Annotated in this window: 14 protein-coding genes and 1 pseudogene; 13 read left to right on the forward strand and 2 right to left on the reverse strand. The window is 58.5% G+C overall.

The window, feature by feature from the left end:
• Positions 1–5,053, forward strand: a 5,053-nt coding sequence (locus tag CK230_RS25660) for a Ulp1 family isopeptidase (protein ID WP_245430066.1), incomplete at its 5' end; no start/stop codon positions are given.
• Between the two features lie 31 nt (positions 5,054–5,084).
• Here CK230_RS25660 and CK230_RS33670 read toward each other — a convergent pair.
• A pseudogene (locus CK230_RS33670) lies at positions 5,085–5,663 on the reverse strand (ISKra4 family transposase); the annotation flags it as partial.
• A gap of 27 nt (positions 5,664–5,690) precedes the next feature.
• Positions 5,691–6,410 (reverse strand): response regulator, encoded by a 720-nt coding sequence (locus CK230_RS25670; RefSeq protein ID WP_095783612.1) that lies wholly within the window; start codon positions 6,408–6,410, stop codon positions 5,691–5,693.
• A 412-nt stretch (positions 6,411–6,822) separates the two neighbouring features.
• On the opposite strand from CK230_RS25670, the gene CK230_RS32675 reads away from it, so the two are divergent.
• The 12 genes from CK230_RS32675 to virB11 all read left to right on the forward strand — a co-directional run bounded on the left by CK230_RS32675 (position 6,823) and on the right by virB11 (position 16,942).
• Complete coding sequence (locus tag CK230_RS32675; RefSeq protein ID WP_141246096.1) at positions 6,823–7,395, forward strand: hypothetical protein; 573 nt, start codon at positions 6,823–6,825, stop codon at positions 7,393–7,395.
• Positions 7,396–7,502: 107 nt separating this feature from the next.
• Positions 7,503–8,288, forward strand: coding sequence for a type IV secretion system lytic transglycosylase VirB1 (locus CK230_RS25675; RefSeq protein WP_095796135.1), 786 nt, complete (start codon positions 7,503–7,505; stop codon positions 8,286–8,288).
• Positions 8,289–8,362: 74 nt separating this feature from the next.
• Positions 8,363–8,668 carry a pilin major subunit VirB2 gene (gene virB2 / locus CK230_RS25680; RefSeq protein WP_245330194.1) on the forward strand — a complete coding sequence of 102 codons (306 nt, stop codon included), beginning with the start codon at positions 8,363–8,365 and terminating at the stop codon, positions 8,666–8,668.
• A complete protein-coding gene (locus CK230_RS25685) occupies positions 8,668–8,994 on the forward strand; it encodes a type IV secretion system protein VirB3 (protein ID WP_095783615.1) in 327 nt (108 codons plus the stop codon). Before virB2 ends, CK230_RS25685 begins: the two co-directional genes overlap by 1 nt.
• Positions 8,994–11,363, forward strand: coding sequence for a VirB4 family type IV secretion/conjugal transfer ATPase (locus tag CK230_RS25690; RefSeq protein WP_095783616.1), 2,370 nt, complete (start codon positions 8,994–8,996; stop codon positions 11,361–11,363). Before CK230_RS25685 ends, CK230_RS25690 begins: the two co-directional genes overlap by 1 nt.
• A 13-nt stretch (positions 11,364–11,376) precedes the next feature.
• Entirely contained in the window at positions 11,377–12,060 is a 684-nt protein-coding gene (locus CK230_RS25695; protein ID WP_095783617.1) for a type IV secretion system protein VirB5, read from the forward strand.
• A 58-nt stretch (positions 12,061–12,118) separates the two neighbouring features.
• Positions 12,119–13,006 carry a type IV secretion system protein gene (locus CK230_RS25700; RefSeq protein WP_095796134.1) on the forward strand — a complete coding sequence of 296 codons (888 nt, stop codon included), beginning with the start codon at positions 12,119–12,121 and terminating at the stop codon, positions 13,004–13,006.
• A gap of 26 nt (positions 13,007–13,032) precedes the next feature.
• The gene (locus tag CK230_RS25705; protein WP_095783619.1) at positions 13,033–13,191 is read left to right on the forward strand and encodes a type IV secretion system lipoprotein VirB7; all 159 of its coding nucleotides are present in this window, start codon (positions 13,033–13,035) and stop codon (positions 13,189–13,191) included.
• Positions 13,188–13,901 (forward strand): type IV secretion system protein VirB8, encoded by a 714-nt coding sequence (locus CK230_RS25710; protein WP_095783620.1) that lies wholly within the window; start codon positions 13,188–13,190, stop codon positions 13,899–13,901. Before CK230_RS25705 ends, CK230_RS25710 begins: the two co-directional genes overlap by 4 nt.
• Positions 13,898–14,770, forward strand: coding sequence for a TrbG/VirB9 family P-type conjugative transfer protein (locus CK230_RS25715; RefSeq protein WP_095796133.1), 873 nt, complete (start codon positions 13,898–13,900; stop codon positions 14,768–14,770). The genes CK230_RS25710 and CK230_RS25715 overlap by 4 nt, the downstream gene beginning before the upstream one ends.
• Positions 14,767–15,918 (forward strand): type IV secretion system protein VirB10, encoded by a 1,152-nt coding sequence (gene virB10 / locus CK230_RS25720; RefSeq protein ID WP_095796132.1) that lies wholly within the window; start codon positions 14,767–14,769, stop codon positions 15,916–15,918. Before CK230_RS25715 ends, virB10 begins: the two co-directional genes overlap by 4 nt.
• The gene (virB11, locus tag CK230_RS25725) at positions 15,902–16,942 is read left to right on the forward strand and encodes a P-type DNA transfer ATPase VirB11 (RefSeq protein WP_095796131.1); all 1,041 of its coding nucleotides are present in this window, start codon (positions 15,902–15,904) and stop codon (positions 16,940–16,942) included. The genes virB10 and virB11 overlap by 17 nt, the downstream gene beginning before the upstream one ends.
• The last annotated feature ends 124 nt before the right edge of the window (positions 16,943–17,066 follow it).

The raw sequence follows: 17,066 nt of genomic DNA on the forward strand, positions 1-17,066 counted from the left end.
TGCGCTTCGCCGATTGGCGAATGATCTCGGCTCTCGCGGCCAAGCGACTGATCTAAAAAATCACCAATCCCTGGTCGATCACGTCGATGCTTTCTTTCCGAAAAACGTTGACATGAGGACGGCGTTGAAAGTCCTGCGTGCATATCATGAGCCGGGCTATTCAGCGGCTGGCCGGTGGCCAGTGACAGTGCCGTCAAAGGCAGACGCGCGCGTCATAGAACAAGTGACAGGTGACAGCAGCTTGGCCTCAAGCACCCGTGTTGTCTACAGTCGTACTCTTCGCAGATTTTCTGAGGCGCTTGAGAGTCGGGGCCAGACGATCTCTGGGCTGGATCACGATTCGCGGATCGAATTCGCGGAGAGATTGTTTCCAGGCAACGGCAATCTCCTCTCCGCGCTGCAACGGGTTCGCGATGCGGAGTCCGCGTCAGACAGAAGCGTGGCGGACGCTTTCGCAGCGGCCGGCTCTAGGCACGCCGAGGTTGAGGCCGCTGCCCCGCCAGCGTTAGCTGCGAGCCAACAGCAGATCCGGCCCTCACCGGATGCGGGCCAGGGCGACCACCTGCCAACCGAGTGGGTCATCATCAACAATGAACATTCCACAGCGCTGTTGCGGCCAGCGGAGAGGCAGAGGGCCCTGGATACGCCGCAAGCCGCCATCCAGCAGCAGCTGAGCCAACTCGGCAATTCAGGCGGCCGCATGCCGATGGAGCTCCCCATGCAGCAGTTGGGTAGATTGCCATTGGAAGGGGTACCCGTTCAAGGGACAGGGTCCGAACACTTCGGAAGGCTGTATGCGCAGGCCGCGCCCTCCGCATGGTCTGACCTCCCCGCTGCGATCGAGCACTCTATAAACGTTTCATTCGCCGTCCCCAAAGGCTTCTCCCATGGGACCCAACGCGTGCCAGACGCGATGCTCCCTTTCTTGGACCGCCATGGCCTCTTGCCGGATGCGGAAAAGCCGGAATGGAACTACGAGATTAAAGGCCACGGCTACACCGCCGAAAGGCCGGAAGGGCGCAACGACTTTTGGCTCGTCGATCCGGGTCCGATGGGTGAAGGTACAGCGGCAGCAGTACCGGCAAGGGCTCCAGGGCCCGCCTCGCCAGCGACCGCCAGGCTGTCAGACACCTATCGCGGTGTTCCGTTGGTCGATCTGACCACCTCCTCCGATGCTCGGATCGGAGCTTTTCCGTCAGGCCCGTCCAACCTCCCCCGGGGGGCGGTGCTCGGCCCCGACCTGCTGGATGACGCCCATATCAGCAGGGATTACCAGTTGCTGGAGCAGAACCTGCAGGCGGCCCACCCAGTGCTAGCCGCCCGAACGCGGCTGGTCGATCCCTTGGTCTCCCAGCAACTGCGCCGTCACGACCGGGACCCGCAACTTACATTGCTGTCCATCTATCATCACAGCGACATCCCAGCCGACTTCGTGTTCCTGCCAGTGAACAGTGGCAATCCTTTGGCTACGGTGGAGAATGAGGGACACAATGAGCATTGGTCGCTGCTGCTCGTTGATCGCCGCGACCCGGAAAGAGCGGTCGCCTATCACTACGACTCCATCCATCAGCGCGATGGACGGGGATACAATGACGCGCCTGCACGAGAGCTCGCAGCAAGACTGCACGCGACCACCGTGGTGACACCCGACATGGCGCAGCAGAACAACGCTGTTGATTGCGGCGTCTTCGTGGTGGACGGAACGCGCGCGCTGGTTCAGAGATTGGCGAACCAAGAGTGGCCGGAACGGCAGCGGCCGCTGCACCTCGACAACCTCGTCGCCGATCGGCAGGCGCTGCAAAACCGACTGAGGCAGGGGCGCTTGCCGCACGAGCTTGCCGCAATCCCCGCGGAAGCTGTTGGAGCAGCCGGGTCGCAGGTTCAACGCGCCGTGTTGCAAGAGCAGCAAGCCCGACAAGTCGCGCCAGCGCCGTTTGAACGGCGCTTGGGCAAGGACGAGCTGACGAGTACACTTGACAGGAGCAACCGCGTGAACAGCGGGGGCGTCATCATCAACACTGAACATTCGGCGGAGAGGCAGAGAGTCCTGAATACGCCTCAAGCCGCCATCCAGCAGCAGCTGAGCGAACTTGGCAATTCAGGCGGCCGCGTGCCGATGCAGCCCCCCAGACAGCAGTCAGGTGAATTGCCATTGGAAGGGGTACCCGTTCAACGGACAGGGTCCGAACACATCGGAAGGCTGCATGCGGAGGCCGCGCCCTCCGCAAGGGTTGAGCCCGCCGCTGCCGTCGAGAACTCCATAAAAGTCTCATTCGCCGTCCCCAAAGGCTTCCCCCTTGGGACCCAACGCGTCCCAGACGCGATGCTCCCTTTCTTGGACCGCCATGGCCCCTTGCCGGATGCGGGCCAGGCCCCGCAAGCAAGCTTTGAGCAGCGCGTGGCCGACCCGCGCCGAGGCGAACCTGTCGCGAGTGGCGCCCGTGATGCCCGCTATCCCCATCTCTCCGACGAACACCGGGACCTTATTGATAAAGCGATCACTCACGTTGCGGCTCAGCAAAAATATAGCGAGAGCACGGTTCGAAAATACACGTGTGCACTTCGCCGATTGGGGAATGATCTCGGCGCTCGCGGCCAAGCGACTGATCTAAGTAATCACCAATTCCTGGTCGATCACGTCGACGCTTTCTTTCCGAAAAACGATGAAATGAAGCGGGTTTTGAATGTCCTGCGTGCGTATCATGAGCCGGGCTATTCAGCCACCGTCGGCGCCCCTGCTACCCGCTATTCCCATCTGTCCGACGAACACCGGGACGTTATTGATAAGGCGATCGGCCACGCTGCGGCTCAGCAACACCATAGCGCGCCGACGCTCCGAATATACTCGAATGCGCTTCGCCGATTGGCGAATGATCTCGGCTCTCGCGGCCAAGCGACTGATCTAAAAAATCACCAATCCCTGGTCGATCACGTCGATGCTTTCTTTCCGAAAAACGTTGACATGAGGACGGCGTTGAAAGTCCTGCGTGCATATCATGAGCCGGGCTATTCAGCGGCTGGCCGGTGGCCAGTGACAGTGCCGTCAAAGGCAGACGCGCGCGTCATAGAACAAGTGACAGGTGACAGCAGCTTGGCCTCAAGCACCCGTGTTGTCTACAGTCGTAGTCTTCGCAGGTTTTCTGAGGCGCTTGAGAGTCGGGGCCAGACGATCTCTGGGCTGGATCATAATTCGCGGATCGAACTCGCCGAGACATTATTTCCAGGCAACCATTATCTCCGGTTGGCGCTGGAACGGGTTCGCGATGCGGAGTCCGCGTCAGACAGAAGCGTGGCGGACGCTTTCGCAGCGGCCGGCTCTAGGCACGCCGAGGTTGAGGCCGCCGCCCCGCCAGCGTTAGCTGCGAGCCAACAGCAGATCCGGCCCTCACCGGATGCGGGCCAGGGCGACCACCTGCCAACCGAGTGGGTCATCATCAACAATGAACATTCCACAGCGCTGTTGCGGCCAGCGGAGAGGCAGAGGGCTCTGGATACGCCGCAAGCCGCCATCCAGCAGCAGCTGAGCCAACTCGGCAATTCAGGCGGCCGCATGCCGATGGAGCTCCCCATGCAGCAGTTGGGTAGATTGCCATTGGAAGGGGTACCCGTTCAAGGGACAGGGTCCGAACACTTCGGAAGGCTGTATGCGCAGGCCGCGCCCTCCGCATGGTCTGACCTCCCCGCTGCGATCGAGCACTCTATAAACGTTTCATTCGCCGTCCCCAAAGGCTTCTCCCATGGGACCCAACGCGTGCCAGACGCGATGCTCCCTTTCTTGGACCGCCATGGCCTCTTGCCGGATGCGGAAAAGCCGGAATGGAACTACGAGATTAAAGGCCACGGCTACACCGCCGAAAGGCCGGAAGGGCGCAACGACTTTTGGCTCGTCGATCCGGGTCCGATGGGTGAAGGTACAGCGGCAGCAGTACCGGCAAGGGCTCCAGGGCCCGCCTCGCCAGCGACCGCCAGGCTGTCAGACACCTATCGCGGTGTTCCGTTGGTCGATCTGACCACCTCCTCCGATGCTCGGATCGGAGCTTTTCCGTCAGGCCCGTCCAACCTCCCCCGGGGGGCGGTGCTCGGCCCCGACCTGCTGGATGACGCCCATATCAGCAGGGATTACCAGTTGCTGGAGCAGAACCTGCAGGCGGCCCACCCAGTGCTAGCCGCCCGAACGCGGCTGGTCGATCCCTTGGTCTCCCAGCAACTGCGCCGTCACGACCGGGACCCGCAACTTACATTGCTGTCCATCTATCATCACAGCGACATCCCAGCCGACTTCGTGTTCCTGCCAGTGAACAGTGGCAATCCTTTGGCTACGGTGGAGAATGAGGGACACAATGAGCATTGGTCGCTGCTGCTCGTTGATCGCCGCGACCCGGAAAGAGCGGTCGCCTATCACTACGACTCCATCCATCAGCGCGATGGACGGGGATACAATGACGCGCCTGCACGAGAGCTCGCAGCAAGACTGCACGCGACCACCGTGGTGACACCCGACATGGCGCAGCAGAACAACGCTGTTGATTGCGGCGTCTTCGTGGTGGACGGAACGCGCGCGCTGGTTCAGAGATTGGCGAACCAAGAGTGGCCGGAACGGCAGCGGCCGCTGCACCTCGACAACCTCGTCGCCGATCGGCAGGCGCTGCAAAACCGACTGAGGCAGGGGCGCTTGCCGCACGAGCTTGCCGCAATCCCCGCGGAAGCTGTTGGAGCAGCCGGGTCGCAGGTTCAACGCGCCGTGTTGCAAGAGCAGCAAGCCCGACAAGTCGCGCCAGCGCCGTTTGAACGGCGCTTGGGCAAGGACGAGCTGACGAGTACACTTGACAGGAGCAACCGCGTGAACAGCGGGGGCGTCATCATCAACACTGAACATTACACAGCGCTGTTGAGACCGGCGAAGAGGCAGAGGACTGACAGTCCGCAAACCCTCGCCACGAGGCGGCAAGCGAGCGAAGCAAATACATCGTCCATCAGGCAAGACTCCGATCAAGCCCGAGCGGACCTGATGGCTTCCTCCAGAAGCAGAGAGCGCTCCGACGCGGGACGTTGAGCTCCATGGCTGGGCCAAGCAGAACAGCTCTTTTGAGGACAGAGGCGCTGATGCGATCTCCAGACCGGTAGCTCTCGCCGTAATTGATCAGGCTGGCACTGTTGGAAGGCGATGTAGGCTTGGAACCCGCCGACGGCGGCCATGAACTTGCGCATGTTCCGCTAGCCTGTTTCGAGACCTTCCGCGTCGAACTGCAGGTCGGCGATTTCGTCACGGTCACGATAGACGTTACGATGTCAGAGATGCCATTTGATTCTGCGCAAGCTTTCAAGCAGGTCCTGTCCGGCCTGCTGGTCGTGGTTTTCGAGCCCTTGCACGCACTGGCGAAGGACCGGATGCGCATGGCGATATGGAACCAGTCGAGGACATGCTCTCGCCGCCGGCGCTATCGTTTCCGCGAGCGAGGGCGGACTTCTTTCCCCACCGTCGTTGATGAAGGTAAATCCTGATTGGCCTGGACGCCCTGCTTCTTGAGATGGTCGAGAATGCGCCGTTGCAGTTCGCGATCATCGCCGTGTACGAACCGATGTAGCGCGGAGCGCCGTCTTCAGGCCGCGAGCGGCCTGCGATCAGCTCGATTTTTCTTCCGGTCGGCACGGTGGCGGATGTACTCGGGAAACTCCAGAATAGCGTGCGGTCAAGCGGCCGAGGTGCCTCCGTAGCTGACATCTACGTCAGCGTTGAAGAAGTACCCTGCACCACGGGATGTTTTGACTAGCCGAGGATTGGCCGCATCAACCTCCAGCTTTCGGCGCAGGCGCATGATCAGGACATCCACACTTCGATCATAGACCTCTTCTCCACGGACACGGCTCGCGAGCAAAAGCCGTTCTCTGGATAACACGTTGCGTGGGTTCTCCAGGAACGCGATCAAGAGATTGAACTCACATGCGGTAAGCTTGACCTCGCCACGCACCTCACAGATCAGTCGCCGCTGCTTGACGCTAAGCTTCCAGGCCCCAAAGCGAAATGAGCGCTGATCTCTGGTTCGCGGAATGCGCTCGCGTAACGCCACCCGAATGCGGGCCAAGAATTCGCGCATCCCGAAAGGCTTGGCAATGAAATCGGTTGCGCCGAGTTCCAGTGCAACCACTTTTTCCGCCTCCTCGAGCCGGTCGCCGCTGATCACTATGATCGGAACGTCCGACTTTGTCGCCAGATTGCGGACGATCGCAAGTCCATCCTCCCGGCCTAGATTAAGGTCAACAATCACGAGATCGACTGGCTCGTGTGAAAGAACATAGTCAAACTGCTTGGTATCGTGGACTACGGTTACCTTCAAGGCATGCATCGTGAGGTACTCGGCGATGAGGCGCCGCATTGCGGCATCATCATCGATGACAAGAACATGTTTCAACGGCTCACCTTCAATTTCGAATCGCCTTGTCTAAGCTGTTGCCGAGCAATTCTAGGGCACGGATATAGAACAGCTGCCCCTTGGTCCCACCCGCCGCTGCAGGCGGCCAGTAACGAGGGCCTGGGTCGTCCAGAATCGGTAGAAAGCTGGACCTTGTCGATCGCGAATTGGCGGCATGCATCTAGCCGTGAGACCAGACAGGTTCAAGCGCTAACATGACCTGCCGTGAGGTCTTTCGCTTTTCCGGATCATGATTCCCGTTTTGTCAGTTTTGACGCGGGCCTGCTCACACATTCGGATTCTTTCGGCATGGATGCCGAGTCGCCTCCAATGTGGTTGCCCTCGTGACGTTATCTGGCGCTTGCGGCCTGGATCATCTCGATATCGTCAGACTCGTGGGAGCCCGACGTGGTTGAGCAGCGCCGCGTTTGAGTCCCTGAAAGGTGTCGGCGAAAGGACAAACGTGATTCGCTACAGCGGTTTTGTGCCAAATAGCATGTCGCCTGCCAAGCCGGGTCCTTCCGAGATGGCGGGCGGCATCGCATCTTGTTTTGGCAGAGGACGGTTACCCTCCGACCTAACATTTCTCAGCTTACGCGAGACCTCCACATTGAGCCTGTCACGTCACGGGCAGCACCTCAAAAAGCTCGACAGCGCCAGAATCGATCTCGTGATTGTGCCCGGCGGTAGCCGTCGGATTCCGTCAAGGGCCTGCGGTTTTCTCCCGATGGGACTGTATGATCAACTCATCCAGTGCGCGGCCGAACAGCTGAACCAGGTTCGCCGGCGTCATTCTCCGACCTTGGGCATGGACGGCCTTCATGTCCACCTCGGCTCCGATTTTTCCGCCGCGCCGAAATGCGTTCGCGGCTCCTTACAGAATCGGCTTTCTCCAATCCGTGATCTAGTGCGCATGCACATCAGACTCCTGCGCCAGCTCGGACCGCGTCTTTTCTCCCTGAAGAAATGTCTTTGTTTCAATTGAAACCGAAAAGCTCAACTTGAACATCACACAGTAACAAACCTCCCCGATAAGCGCGTGCCGGACAGGGCCAGAACCCGTCCGGCGGCTTGAAAGGTGGGTGATAGGGAATGTTTATTGCAGTTTGGCCACTGGCTATTGTCCTGTTGACATCCATGTTGTCACTCCCAGCCGAGCCCGCGCCACTTTCGCCCCGTGAGTTCCACCGCCTATCGCGCAAATGCGCTCCCTGGGTTGCGCCGTCTACCCTGGCCGCGATTGCCAAGATTGAAAGTGGCTTTGAGACGCTGGTGGCTCATGACAACACCACAGGCGAGCAGCTTCGCTGGATGGACCACTTGGAAGCCACGCGGGGCATCAAGGACCGGCTCGAAGCACAACATTCTGTCGATGTTGGATTGATGCAGATAAACAGCAAGAACTTTCCCATGCTCAGTCTCACGCCGGAAAAGGCTTTCGAGCCCTGCGCCTCCCTTTCGGCTGCCGCCCACTTGCTTGAAAGCCGGTATGCCGGCGGCACGACTGCTCCGGCGCAGCAACTGGCGCTTCGCCGTGCCATCTCGGCCTATAACACGGGCGACGTCACGCGTGGTTTCGCCAACGGTTATGTACGCAAGGTCGAGTCGGCCGCAAAGGACATCTCAAGTCACCTTGAGCGAACGATGGAGCCGACCGCTCGAGATGCACTACATGTTGAAGCACCCGGTCGAAAAGCTGTGCCGCCTCTGCTCCAACAGAGCCAACAGGCCAATAGAAAGCAGCCCAACCAAAATTCCTGGGATATCTGGGGCTCCTATCAGCCAGACCGCTCCGGGGCCGATCCATCCGGTCCGACCGGCAGCCAGGCTGCGGAAGAGCGGGAACCCTCGACCCCGAACAAACTCGTATTCGATTGAATCATGGAGATACAATGATGAAGCCACTCAAGATACTTCGTGCGCTTAAAACGCGTGTTCCTTCGCCTTTTTCCATGCTGCGCATGACGGCTGAATATGTACCGGCCGCTGCTGCAGGCGTGGCGTGGGCGGTCTTCTCCAGCGGGCCAGCCGCGGCCCAGGTGACCGGAGGGACGGATCCTGCCAAGATGGTCCAGAATATCTGCACCTTCATACTTGGTCCCTTCGGACAATCACTGGCCGTGCTCGGACTGGTGGCCATCGGTATCTCCTGGATGTTCGGTCGTGCCTCACTTGGCCTGGTTGCGGGTGTCGTTGGAGGAATCGTCATCATGTTTGGCGCCAGTTTCCTGGGCAAGGCGCTCATAGGCGGTGGCTGATGAGCGACCGATTGGAAGTGAGCACCCTCTATGTGGCGGCGACACGCCCCGCACTGTTTTTGGGGGTGCCGCTGACGCTGGCCGGATTGCTCATGATGTTGGCGGGGCTCGTCATCATTATCCTAAAGAACCCACTTTATGAAGTCGTGCTCGTGCCACTCTGGTTCGGAGCACGGCTGATTGTTGAGCGTGACTATAACGCCGCAAGCGTCGCGTTCCTCTATTTGCAGACGGCCGGCAGAAGCGTCGACGGGCCGGTCTGGGGCGGCGCGAGCGTAAGCGCCAATCCGATCAGGGTGCCGAAACGCGGAAGAGGAATGGTGTGATGTTTGGCGCCAGTGGCCGGACCGAGAGATCTGGCGAGATCTATCTTCCATATGTCGGTCATCTAAGCGACCAGGTTGTCCTTCTGGAAGACGGATCGATCATGGCCATGGCACACGTCAACGGGCTGCCGTTTGATTTGGAAGACGCTGAGATGCGCAACTCGCGCTGCCGCGCGTTCAACACTCTCTTGCGCAACATCGCCGATGACAATGTCACGCTATACGCTCATCTTGTGCGAAACAACGATGTGGCGGAGCCGGCATCGCGCCAGTTTCAAAGTGCATTCGCTGGCAGTCTGAGCGAGGCCTACGAGAGCCGTGTGCTGTCGGGCAAGCTCTTTCGCAACGATCACTTCCTCACTGTCGTCGTGTTCCCCCGCACCGCAATCGGCAAGATCGGCTGGCGCATTGCCAAATCCCCCAGGCGGAATGACAACGATCTGGCCACACAAATGCGAAGCCTGGAGGACCTCTGGCAGATCATTGCTGGGTCACTCGGCGGTTACGGTCTGCGCCGGTTGGGTATTCGTGAGAAAGGTGACGTGCTGTTCACGGAAATCGGTGAGGCGCTTCGGCTGATAATGACTTGCCGGTTTCTTCCGGTTCCGATGGTTACCGGCTCACTTGGCGCCTCGATCTACACTGACCAGGTCATCTGCGGAAAGCGGGCGCTTGAGATTCGAAGACCCCGCGGTAGCTCCGTGGGATCATTGTTTTCGTTCCGTGAGTATCCGGCGACGACGCGCCCAGGCATGCTAAATCCCTTGCTGTCCGCCAACTTCCCGCTTGTCCTCAGCCAGAGCTTTTCCTTCCTCACTCGGCCACAAGCTCATGCGAAGCTTAGCCTTAAGTCCAGCCAGATGACGAGCGCTGGCGACAAGGCTCTCACCCAGATCAATGAACTTGCCGAGGCAGAGGACGCACTGGCAAGCAACGAGTTCGTCATGGGTTCGCATCATCTGAGTCTGTGCGTCTATGCGGACAGCCTCCACAGCCTTGCAGATCGGGCAGCAAATGCCCGCGCAAGGCTGGCCGACGCGGGCGCCGTTATCGTCCAAGAGGGTATCGGCATGGAGGCCGCGTACTGGTCCCAACTTCCGGGGAACAACAAGTGGCGCACGCGCCCCGGCGCGATCACCTCGCACAATTTTGCCGGGCTTGTCTCTTTTGAGAACTTCCCAAGTGGTTCCATTTCCGGCCACTGGGGCAAAGCTGTTGCGCGCTTTCGCACGAACGGTGGAACGTCTTTCGACTACATCCCCCATGAGAATGACGTCGGCATGACAGCGATATTCGGGCCTGTCGGCAAAGGCAAGACGACGCTGATGACCTTTATCCTCGCGATGCTTGAGCAAAGCGTGGTCGATCGCGATGGTGCCATCGTCTTTTTCGATAAGGACCGGGGTGGTGAACTGCTGGTGCGAGCCACCGGAGGGACATATCTAGCGTTGCGCAGAGGCGCTCCGAGCGGCTTGGCCCCTCTGCGTGGACTGGACAATACCTCCGCCTCGTTGGACTTTCTGCGCGAATGGCTGGTGGCTTTAATCGAGAGCGACGGCCGTGGCCCGATCTCGCCGGAGGAAAGCCGTCGACTGGAACGTGGCATTGTTCGTCAACTTTCGTTCGAACCCGTCATGCGCTCAATTGCGGGCCTGCGCGAATTCCTGCTGCACGGCGCCTCCGAGGGCGCAGGAGCGCGGCTGCAGCGGTGGTGTAGAGGGAATGCGCTTGGATGGGCCTTTGACGGCGATGTCGACGAAGTAAGGCTGGATGCCTCCATTACGGGCTTCGACATGACACAGCTCCTGGAATTTGAGGAGGTCTGTGCGCCGGCCGCCGCATATCTTCTGCACCGCGTGGGCGCTGTTGTCGATGGCCGACGGTTCGTCATGAGCTGCGACGAATTTCGCTTCTATCTGCTCAACCCCCAATTCTCGGCTGTTATCGACAAGTTCTTGCTCACTGTTCGCAAGAACAACGGAATGTTGATACTCGCAACGCAGCAGCCTGAACACGTGCTTGAATCGCCCCTCGGAGCCAGTCTCGTTGCACAATGCATGACGAAGATTTTCTATCCATCACCGACGGCGGACCGGGCTGCGTATGTCGATGGCTTGAAGTGCACCACGCAAGAGTTCGAGGCAATCCGCCAGGGAATGGCAATTGGCAGCCGCAAGTTTTTGCTCAAGCGCGACAGCGGGAGTGTTGTTTGCGAATTCGATCTTGGCCAGATGCGCGAATATGTAGCCGTGCTCTCGGGGCGGGCCAACACCGTGCGCTTTGCCGACCAGCTTCGTGACCAGCACGGCGATGCCCCAAGTGCGTGGCTCGATAAGTTCATGGCTCGTTACCACGAAGTTCAAGACTGACGGAGGAATATTCATGAGATTTGCCAAGCTCGCAGTAACAACGCTTGCTGCTTCCTTTCTGCTGAGCACACAGGCCCGGTCCCAATTTATTGTCAGCGACCCGGCAACAGAAATACAATCGGCCCTAACAGCGAGTTCCACTGCGGCGATCCTTGTAAAGTCAGTCGAGACGCTCGCTACCACGATCGAAATGGTGGAGATGCTGAAGTCGTCATTTGCTGTCACGGGACTGCTGGGCGCCCTGAACCAAGGAAATCACTACCCGTCGGGCAATAAGCTGGAGGGGCAGATGTTTGATGCTCGGGCGCCAGTTTCGACCATGGCGCGTAACATTTCGCAGGACCCAACTAGGATAGTCACCGGCACCGATGCGGAAGGGAAACTGTTAAACGGGCAAATCACTGGTGCGGCCAATGCCGCAGCTCTTGCAGCCGACACTCTGGACGTAATGGACAAGCGCCTTAAGAACAACAGCGACACGCTTGGTCAGCTTTCCCGCTCGCGAAATATTGTGCAGGCCACAGTGACCAACGGTCTGGTCCTCAAGCAGATTCACGATGCGATCATCCAAAATGTCCAGGCCACCAGTCTGCTGACGATGGCCACCGCACAAGGGAGCCTTCACGCCGCGGAGGAGGCCGCAACGCAGCGTCGCGAACGCCAGGACACCGCCAAGATGTTTAGCATCCTCCCGTGAACGACGCAGAGTTCATCGGGCTCAGTTGCGCTGATCAGGGACAAATCAGGCTCAGGCCATGAATTTCAAAATTCCCGCGCCATTCACGACGATACACACGATCTTTGATCAGGCCTTTACGTTAGGCCTGCAAAACGTCGTTGAAAACGTCCAAGCGGCGGTCAGTGCGCCTCTGGTTGCGTGTGTGACGCTTTGGATAATAATCCAAGGCTGTCTGGTCATGCGTGGTCAAGTCGACGCGCGCGGGGGTATCTCGCGCGTAATCATGGTATCGATCGTCGTTGCTCTTATCTTAGAGCAGGACAACTACCAGAAGTACATTGAATCGGTCTTCGACGACACGATTCCAAGGCTTGCTCATCAAATCAGTGGCAGCGACTTGCCTTTTACAAGTATCCCCCAGAAGCTCGACTTCATGTTTTCTGCAACTCAGTATGCAATTCAAGGCATTGCTTCCGAGATAGGCCCTATGAATGGACAGGACATACTTGCTTTCGAGGGGGCGCAATGGGTTTTCTACGGTGCGCTGTGGACAGCATTTGAGATCTATGATGCCGTCGGAATTCTGACGAAGGTGCTCTTGGCAATCGGCCCGCTGGTTCTTGTAGGCTACCTTTTTGATCATACTCGAGACATGGCTGCCAAATGGATCGGCCAACTGCTCTCGTATGGGCTGCTGCTTCTCCTCCTCAACATCGTTGCCACCATAGTTATTGCGGCCGAAGCAGTATCGCTGGGAATCATGCTTGTGGTGATCAAAGCCTCCGGTACAACAGCAGCCAAGATCATCGGGCTTTACGAACTCGACATGCTTTTCCTAGCTGGCGACGCTTTGATCGTCGCACTTCCGGCGATCGCCAGCAGCATCGCCGGCGGCTCTTTGGCCGGTGCGAACCGACCGCCTAACAGCCTCAGTCGCCACTTTGCCAAAACGGCGGGCGGTTAATCAATCGAAAAGCGCGGTGCTAAAAAATGAAATATTGTCTAATCTTATCAATCCTAGCTTTGGCCGCCTGCAAGACGACCGATCGGCTTGCGACCTGCGCGGGTGCGCCATTCCAACTCAACGTGGGACAATGGGAAACCACGCCTAAGGATCTTCAGGTCGATTGCGCGGAAGAGCCCAAGTGAAGTTTCCTGAACATGCCCTTCTGGTGGACAGAGAAAGGCTAGCCGCCCACTACAAGGAGGTGGAAGCGTTTCAAACTTCACGAGCGAAGTCTGCGCGGCGCCTGTCAAAGGCCCTTATAGCCTTTGCGGCGGCGGCGGTTCTAGGAAACGTTGCCCAAGCATTTACCATCGCTGCCATGGTCCCGTTGGCCAAGCTCGTACCTGTGTTCCTCTGGGTACGGCCGGACGGGACCGTTGACAGCCAAGTGTCAATCTCAAAACTGCCTGCAACCCAAGACCGAGCCGTCATAAATGCTTCGCTATGGGAGTATGTACGCCTGCGCGAGGGCTACACGGCAGATACGGCCCAATACGCCTATGACCTCGTATCTAGTTTCAGCGCACCGGCCGTGCAACAGCAATATCAAGATTTCTTCAACTATCCGAATCCCACTTCGCCGCAAGTCACGGTCGGCAAGCGCGGCAAGCTCGAGGTTGGGCATATTTCCTCAAACGACATCAGTCCGGACGTTCAACAGATCCGTTACAAACGTACGCTTGTTGTCGATGGGCAGATGCCGATGGTGACCACCTGGACAGCTACCATCCGCTACGAGCGCTTGACGGGTCTGCCTGGCCAATCGAGGCTCACCAATCCGGGAGGTCTACTCGTCACGTCCTATCAAGCCTCGGAAGATACCGTATCCAACCTGGGCAATGTGCAGCCATGAAAAAAAGAGCGTTTCTCGCGGTGGCTTGTTCACTCTTCCTGACGATGGAGGCGTGCGCGGAAGACACACCACTTGCCGGCAAGCATGATGCGCGGATGCGCTACCTTGCCTACCGCGCTGACGAAGTGGTGCACCTGTCGACCGCAGTGGGGGCAACGCTGGTTGTCACATTCGCTGCCAACGAAACCGTCGCAGCCGTGGCCGTGTCCAATAGCAAAGACCTGGCTGCGCTCCCACGTGCCAACTACCTCTTTTTTAAGGCTAGCCGGATGCTCGCGCCGCAACCGGTCATCGTGCTGGCCGAGAGTGAGTCGGGTACACGGAGATACGTCTTCAGTATTTCAACGAGAGCGATGCCAAAACTGGACGAGAAGCAACCTGACCTATACTACAGTGTGCAGTTCACCTATCCTGATGATGAGGCTGCTGATAAGAGAAAGGAAGCAGAAAGGCGCTCGGTTCTTGGTCAGGCCCGCGCGAAAGTGCTGCAGCAACAGAGAGTTCAGGATTTGTTCAATCGGCCTGCGGCAACGGCCGAAAGCAATTTTCACTACGTCGCAAAGGGCGATCGATCGCTGGCGCCGCTGGAAGTTTTCGATAATGGCTTTACGACCGTATTTGGCTTCGCAAGCAATTCCCGCATACCCTCCCTCTACGTTATCAATCCCGACGGCAAGGAAGCCGCTGCCAATTACACGGTCAAAGGGGACTATGTTGAAGTATCCGCAGTCGCCCGGGAATGGCGTCTGAGAGATGGCAATACGGTTTTGTCCATTTTCAACAGGGCTTATGATCCTTTAGGAAGAGCGCCAGGGACCGGTACAGTGACACCCGACGTGTGGCGCGTTTTGAAAGGCTCGGGCCGATGAAGGAAACCAGCCCACAGGCGGCACATGATGTCCATGCATCGGGATCGATGGTCACCGAGCCGACCCGCCGGCATGTTTCGGGATCGCAGAAGTTGGCCGTCGCTGCTCTTGTTCTGATTTCATCTCTATCGCTCATCTGGCTCGGAGGTCGTTCCAGCACACAAGACGAGCCATCTCAGCCAAAACCGGCAATTGTCGCCAACGCCGAGCCATTCCGCCCCGTGCCAATGGAGATTGCTCCCGAACCTCCAGCACCCGCGCAGGCGGCGCAGGCGGCGCAGGCGGCAGATCCTGCACCATCCACGCCGCCCCCAACGGCGCCAGCTGATGCGCCGCCGGAGGAAACACCAATTTTCGCCTATATTAGCAGCAGTCAAATGCCCAATGACGGTCAGCGGAGCGAAGACAACCATAAGGATGCTCCCACGACCCAGGATGAGAGTTCAATCGATGGCGATCTTTCAGGCCGATTGAAGTCCGATATACAGGAGCCGAGCCGGGCCACGCTTTTGCAGCACCCTGATCTCGTGGTTACTCAAGGAACGATCATTCCCTGCATTTTGCAGACGGCAATCGACACAAATTTACCCGGCTATGTGAAGTGCGTCTTACCTAAAGACATCCGCGGCACAACCAACAATGTCGTGCTCTTGGACCGCGGGACGACCGTGATTGGCGAAATCCAGCGTGGTCTCCAGCAGGGGGATGCGCGTGTCTTCGTGCTCTGGACGCGCATCGAAACACCAGACCATGCCCTCGTTTCGATAGCGTCGCCGGGCGCTGACGAGCTCGGCCGCTCCGGAATGCCTGGCATGGTGGACGAGCACTTCCGGGAACGCTTTGGCGGCGCGATTCTCATGAGCGTCATCCAAGGCGCGTTTCAGGCGGCCGGTCAATACGCGGCCAGCTCTGGCGGAGGAAGCGGCATCAACAGCTTCCAGAGCAATGGTGGACAAGCCGTCGAGACGACACTGAGAGCGACGGTCAACATTCCGCCTACCCTGAAGAAAAACCAGGGAGATGCTGTGTCCATCTTTGTGGCTCGGGACCTCGATTTCTCAGATGTATACGATCTTAGAGCGACTGCCGCGGCGCCAAGCCCCCGACATCGCGAACGCAGGAGAGACAACAATGCGATCGGAGGCTGATCCTCAGTTGCGTTTGCTACTCGAGCCCGTTCTAAAATGGCTTGAGGAGCCAAGAACCGAAGAGGTCGCTATCAACCGGCCGGGGGAAGCCTTTGTCCGACAGGCCGGCGTTTTCACGAAACATCCGCTACCGCTATCTTATGACGATCTGGAGGACATCGCGATACTCGCTGGAGCGTTGCGCAAGCAAGATGTCGGACCGCAAAGCCCCCTGTGTGCGACTGAGTTGCCGAACGGAGAGCGGCTGCAGATCTGTTTGCCGCCCGCTGTACCCTCAGGAACAATAAGCCTGACGATACGGCGTCCCTCAAGTCGTGTGACCGAACTCAAGGAAGTTTGTTCTCGCTACGAATACTCCCGTTGGAATCAGTGGCGGTCAAGAAAAGAGCGCCAGGAGCGGCAGGACGAAACGATTCTTCAGCACTACGACCGTGGTGATTTGGAGGAATTTCTGCGGGCCTGCGTTTGCGGGCGACTTACGATGCTGCTTTGCGGACCTACTGGAAGCGGCAAAACGACGATGAGCAAGACTTTGATCGACGCTATACCCCCCCAAGAGAGGTTGATCAGTATCGAGGACACGCTCGAACTTGCAATCCCGCACGAGAACCATGTTCGGTTACTCTATCCGAAGGACCGAGCAGGCGTTGGGACGGTGACAGCCGAGCAACTGCTGCAAGCCAGCTTGCGCATGCGCCCTGATCGAATATTGCTTGGCGAGATGCGCGATGATGCCGCTTGGGCCTACCTTAGCGAAGTCGTCTCCGGCCATGCGGGATCGATATCAACGATTCATGGGGCGGATCCGGTCCAAGGTTTTAAAAAGCTCTTTTCACTCGTCAAGAGCAGCGCGCAAGGAGCCGCTGTGGAAGACCGCACGCTTCTCGACATGCTGTCGGCTGCCATTGACGTCATTGTCCCGTTCCGTACCCAAGGCGACGTGTATGAGGTGGGAGAGGTATGGCTCGCCGCCGATGCCCGGCGACGGGGAGAGACAGTAGCCGACCTTCTCAACAAGCACTAAGCTGGAATAACGTCTCGGGATCCATAAGTCGGTGACCAGACGCGTCATTTTGTTCTGCGTCGATGTCCTTTTGACGTTTTGACGGGCCTTCTCAGATTGCTTGGGTAGCCTGAGCGAGTCGGCG

This window comes from Mesorhizobium sp. WSM3859 (assembly GCF_002295065.1).
GTDB lineage: Bacteria > Pseudomonadota > Alphaproteobacteria > Rhizobiales > Rhizobiaceae > Mesorhizobium.

Coding starts and splice junctions, on each gene's coding strand:
- CK230_RS25675 (WP_095796135.1), top strand. CDS start 7,503: ATGTTTATTGCAGTTTGGCCACTGGCTATTGTCCTGTTGACATCCATG.
- virB2 (WP_245330194.1), top strand. CDS start 8,363: ATGCTGCGCATGACGGCTGAATATGTACCGGCCGCTGCTGCAGGCGTG.
- CK230_RS25685 (WP_095783615.1), top strand. CDS start 8,668: ATGAGCGACCGATTGGAAGTGAGCACCCTCTATGTGGCGGCGACACGC.
- CK230_RS25690 (WP_095783616.1), top strand. CDS start 8,994: ATGTTTGGCGCCAGTGGCCGGACCGAGAGATCTGGCGAGATCTATCTT.
- CK230_RS25695 (WP_095783617.1), top strand. CDS start 11,377: ATGAGATTTGCCAAGCTCGCAGTAACAACGCTTGCTGCTTCCTTTCTG.
- CK230_RS25700 (WP_095796134.1), top strand. CDS start 12,119: ATGAATTTCAAAATTCCCGCGCCATTCACGACGATACACACGATCTTT.
- CK230_RS25705 (WP_095783619.1), top strand. CDS start 13,033: ATGAAATATTGTCTAATCTTATCAATCCTAGCTTTGGCCGCCTGCAAG.
- CK230_RS25715 (WP_095796133.1), top strand. CDS start 13,898: ATGAAAAAAAGAGCGTTTCTCGCGGTGGCTTGTTCACTCTTCCTGACG.
- virB10 (WP_095796132.1), top strand. CDS start 14,767: ATGAAGGAAACCAGCCCACAGGCGGCACATGATGTCCATGCATCGGGA.
- virB11 (WP_095796131.1), top strand. CDS start 15,902: ATGCGATCGGAGGCTGATCCTCAGTTGCGTTTGCTACTCGAGCCCGTT.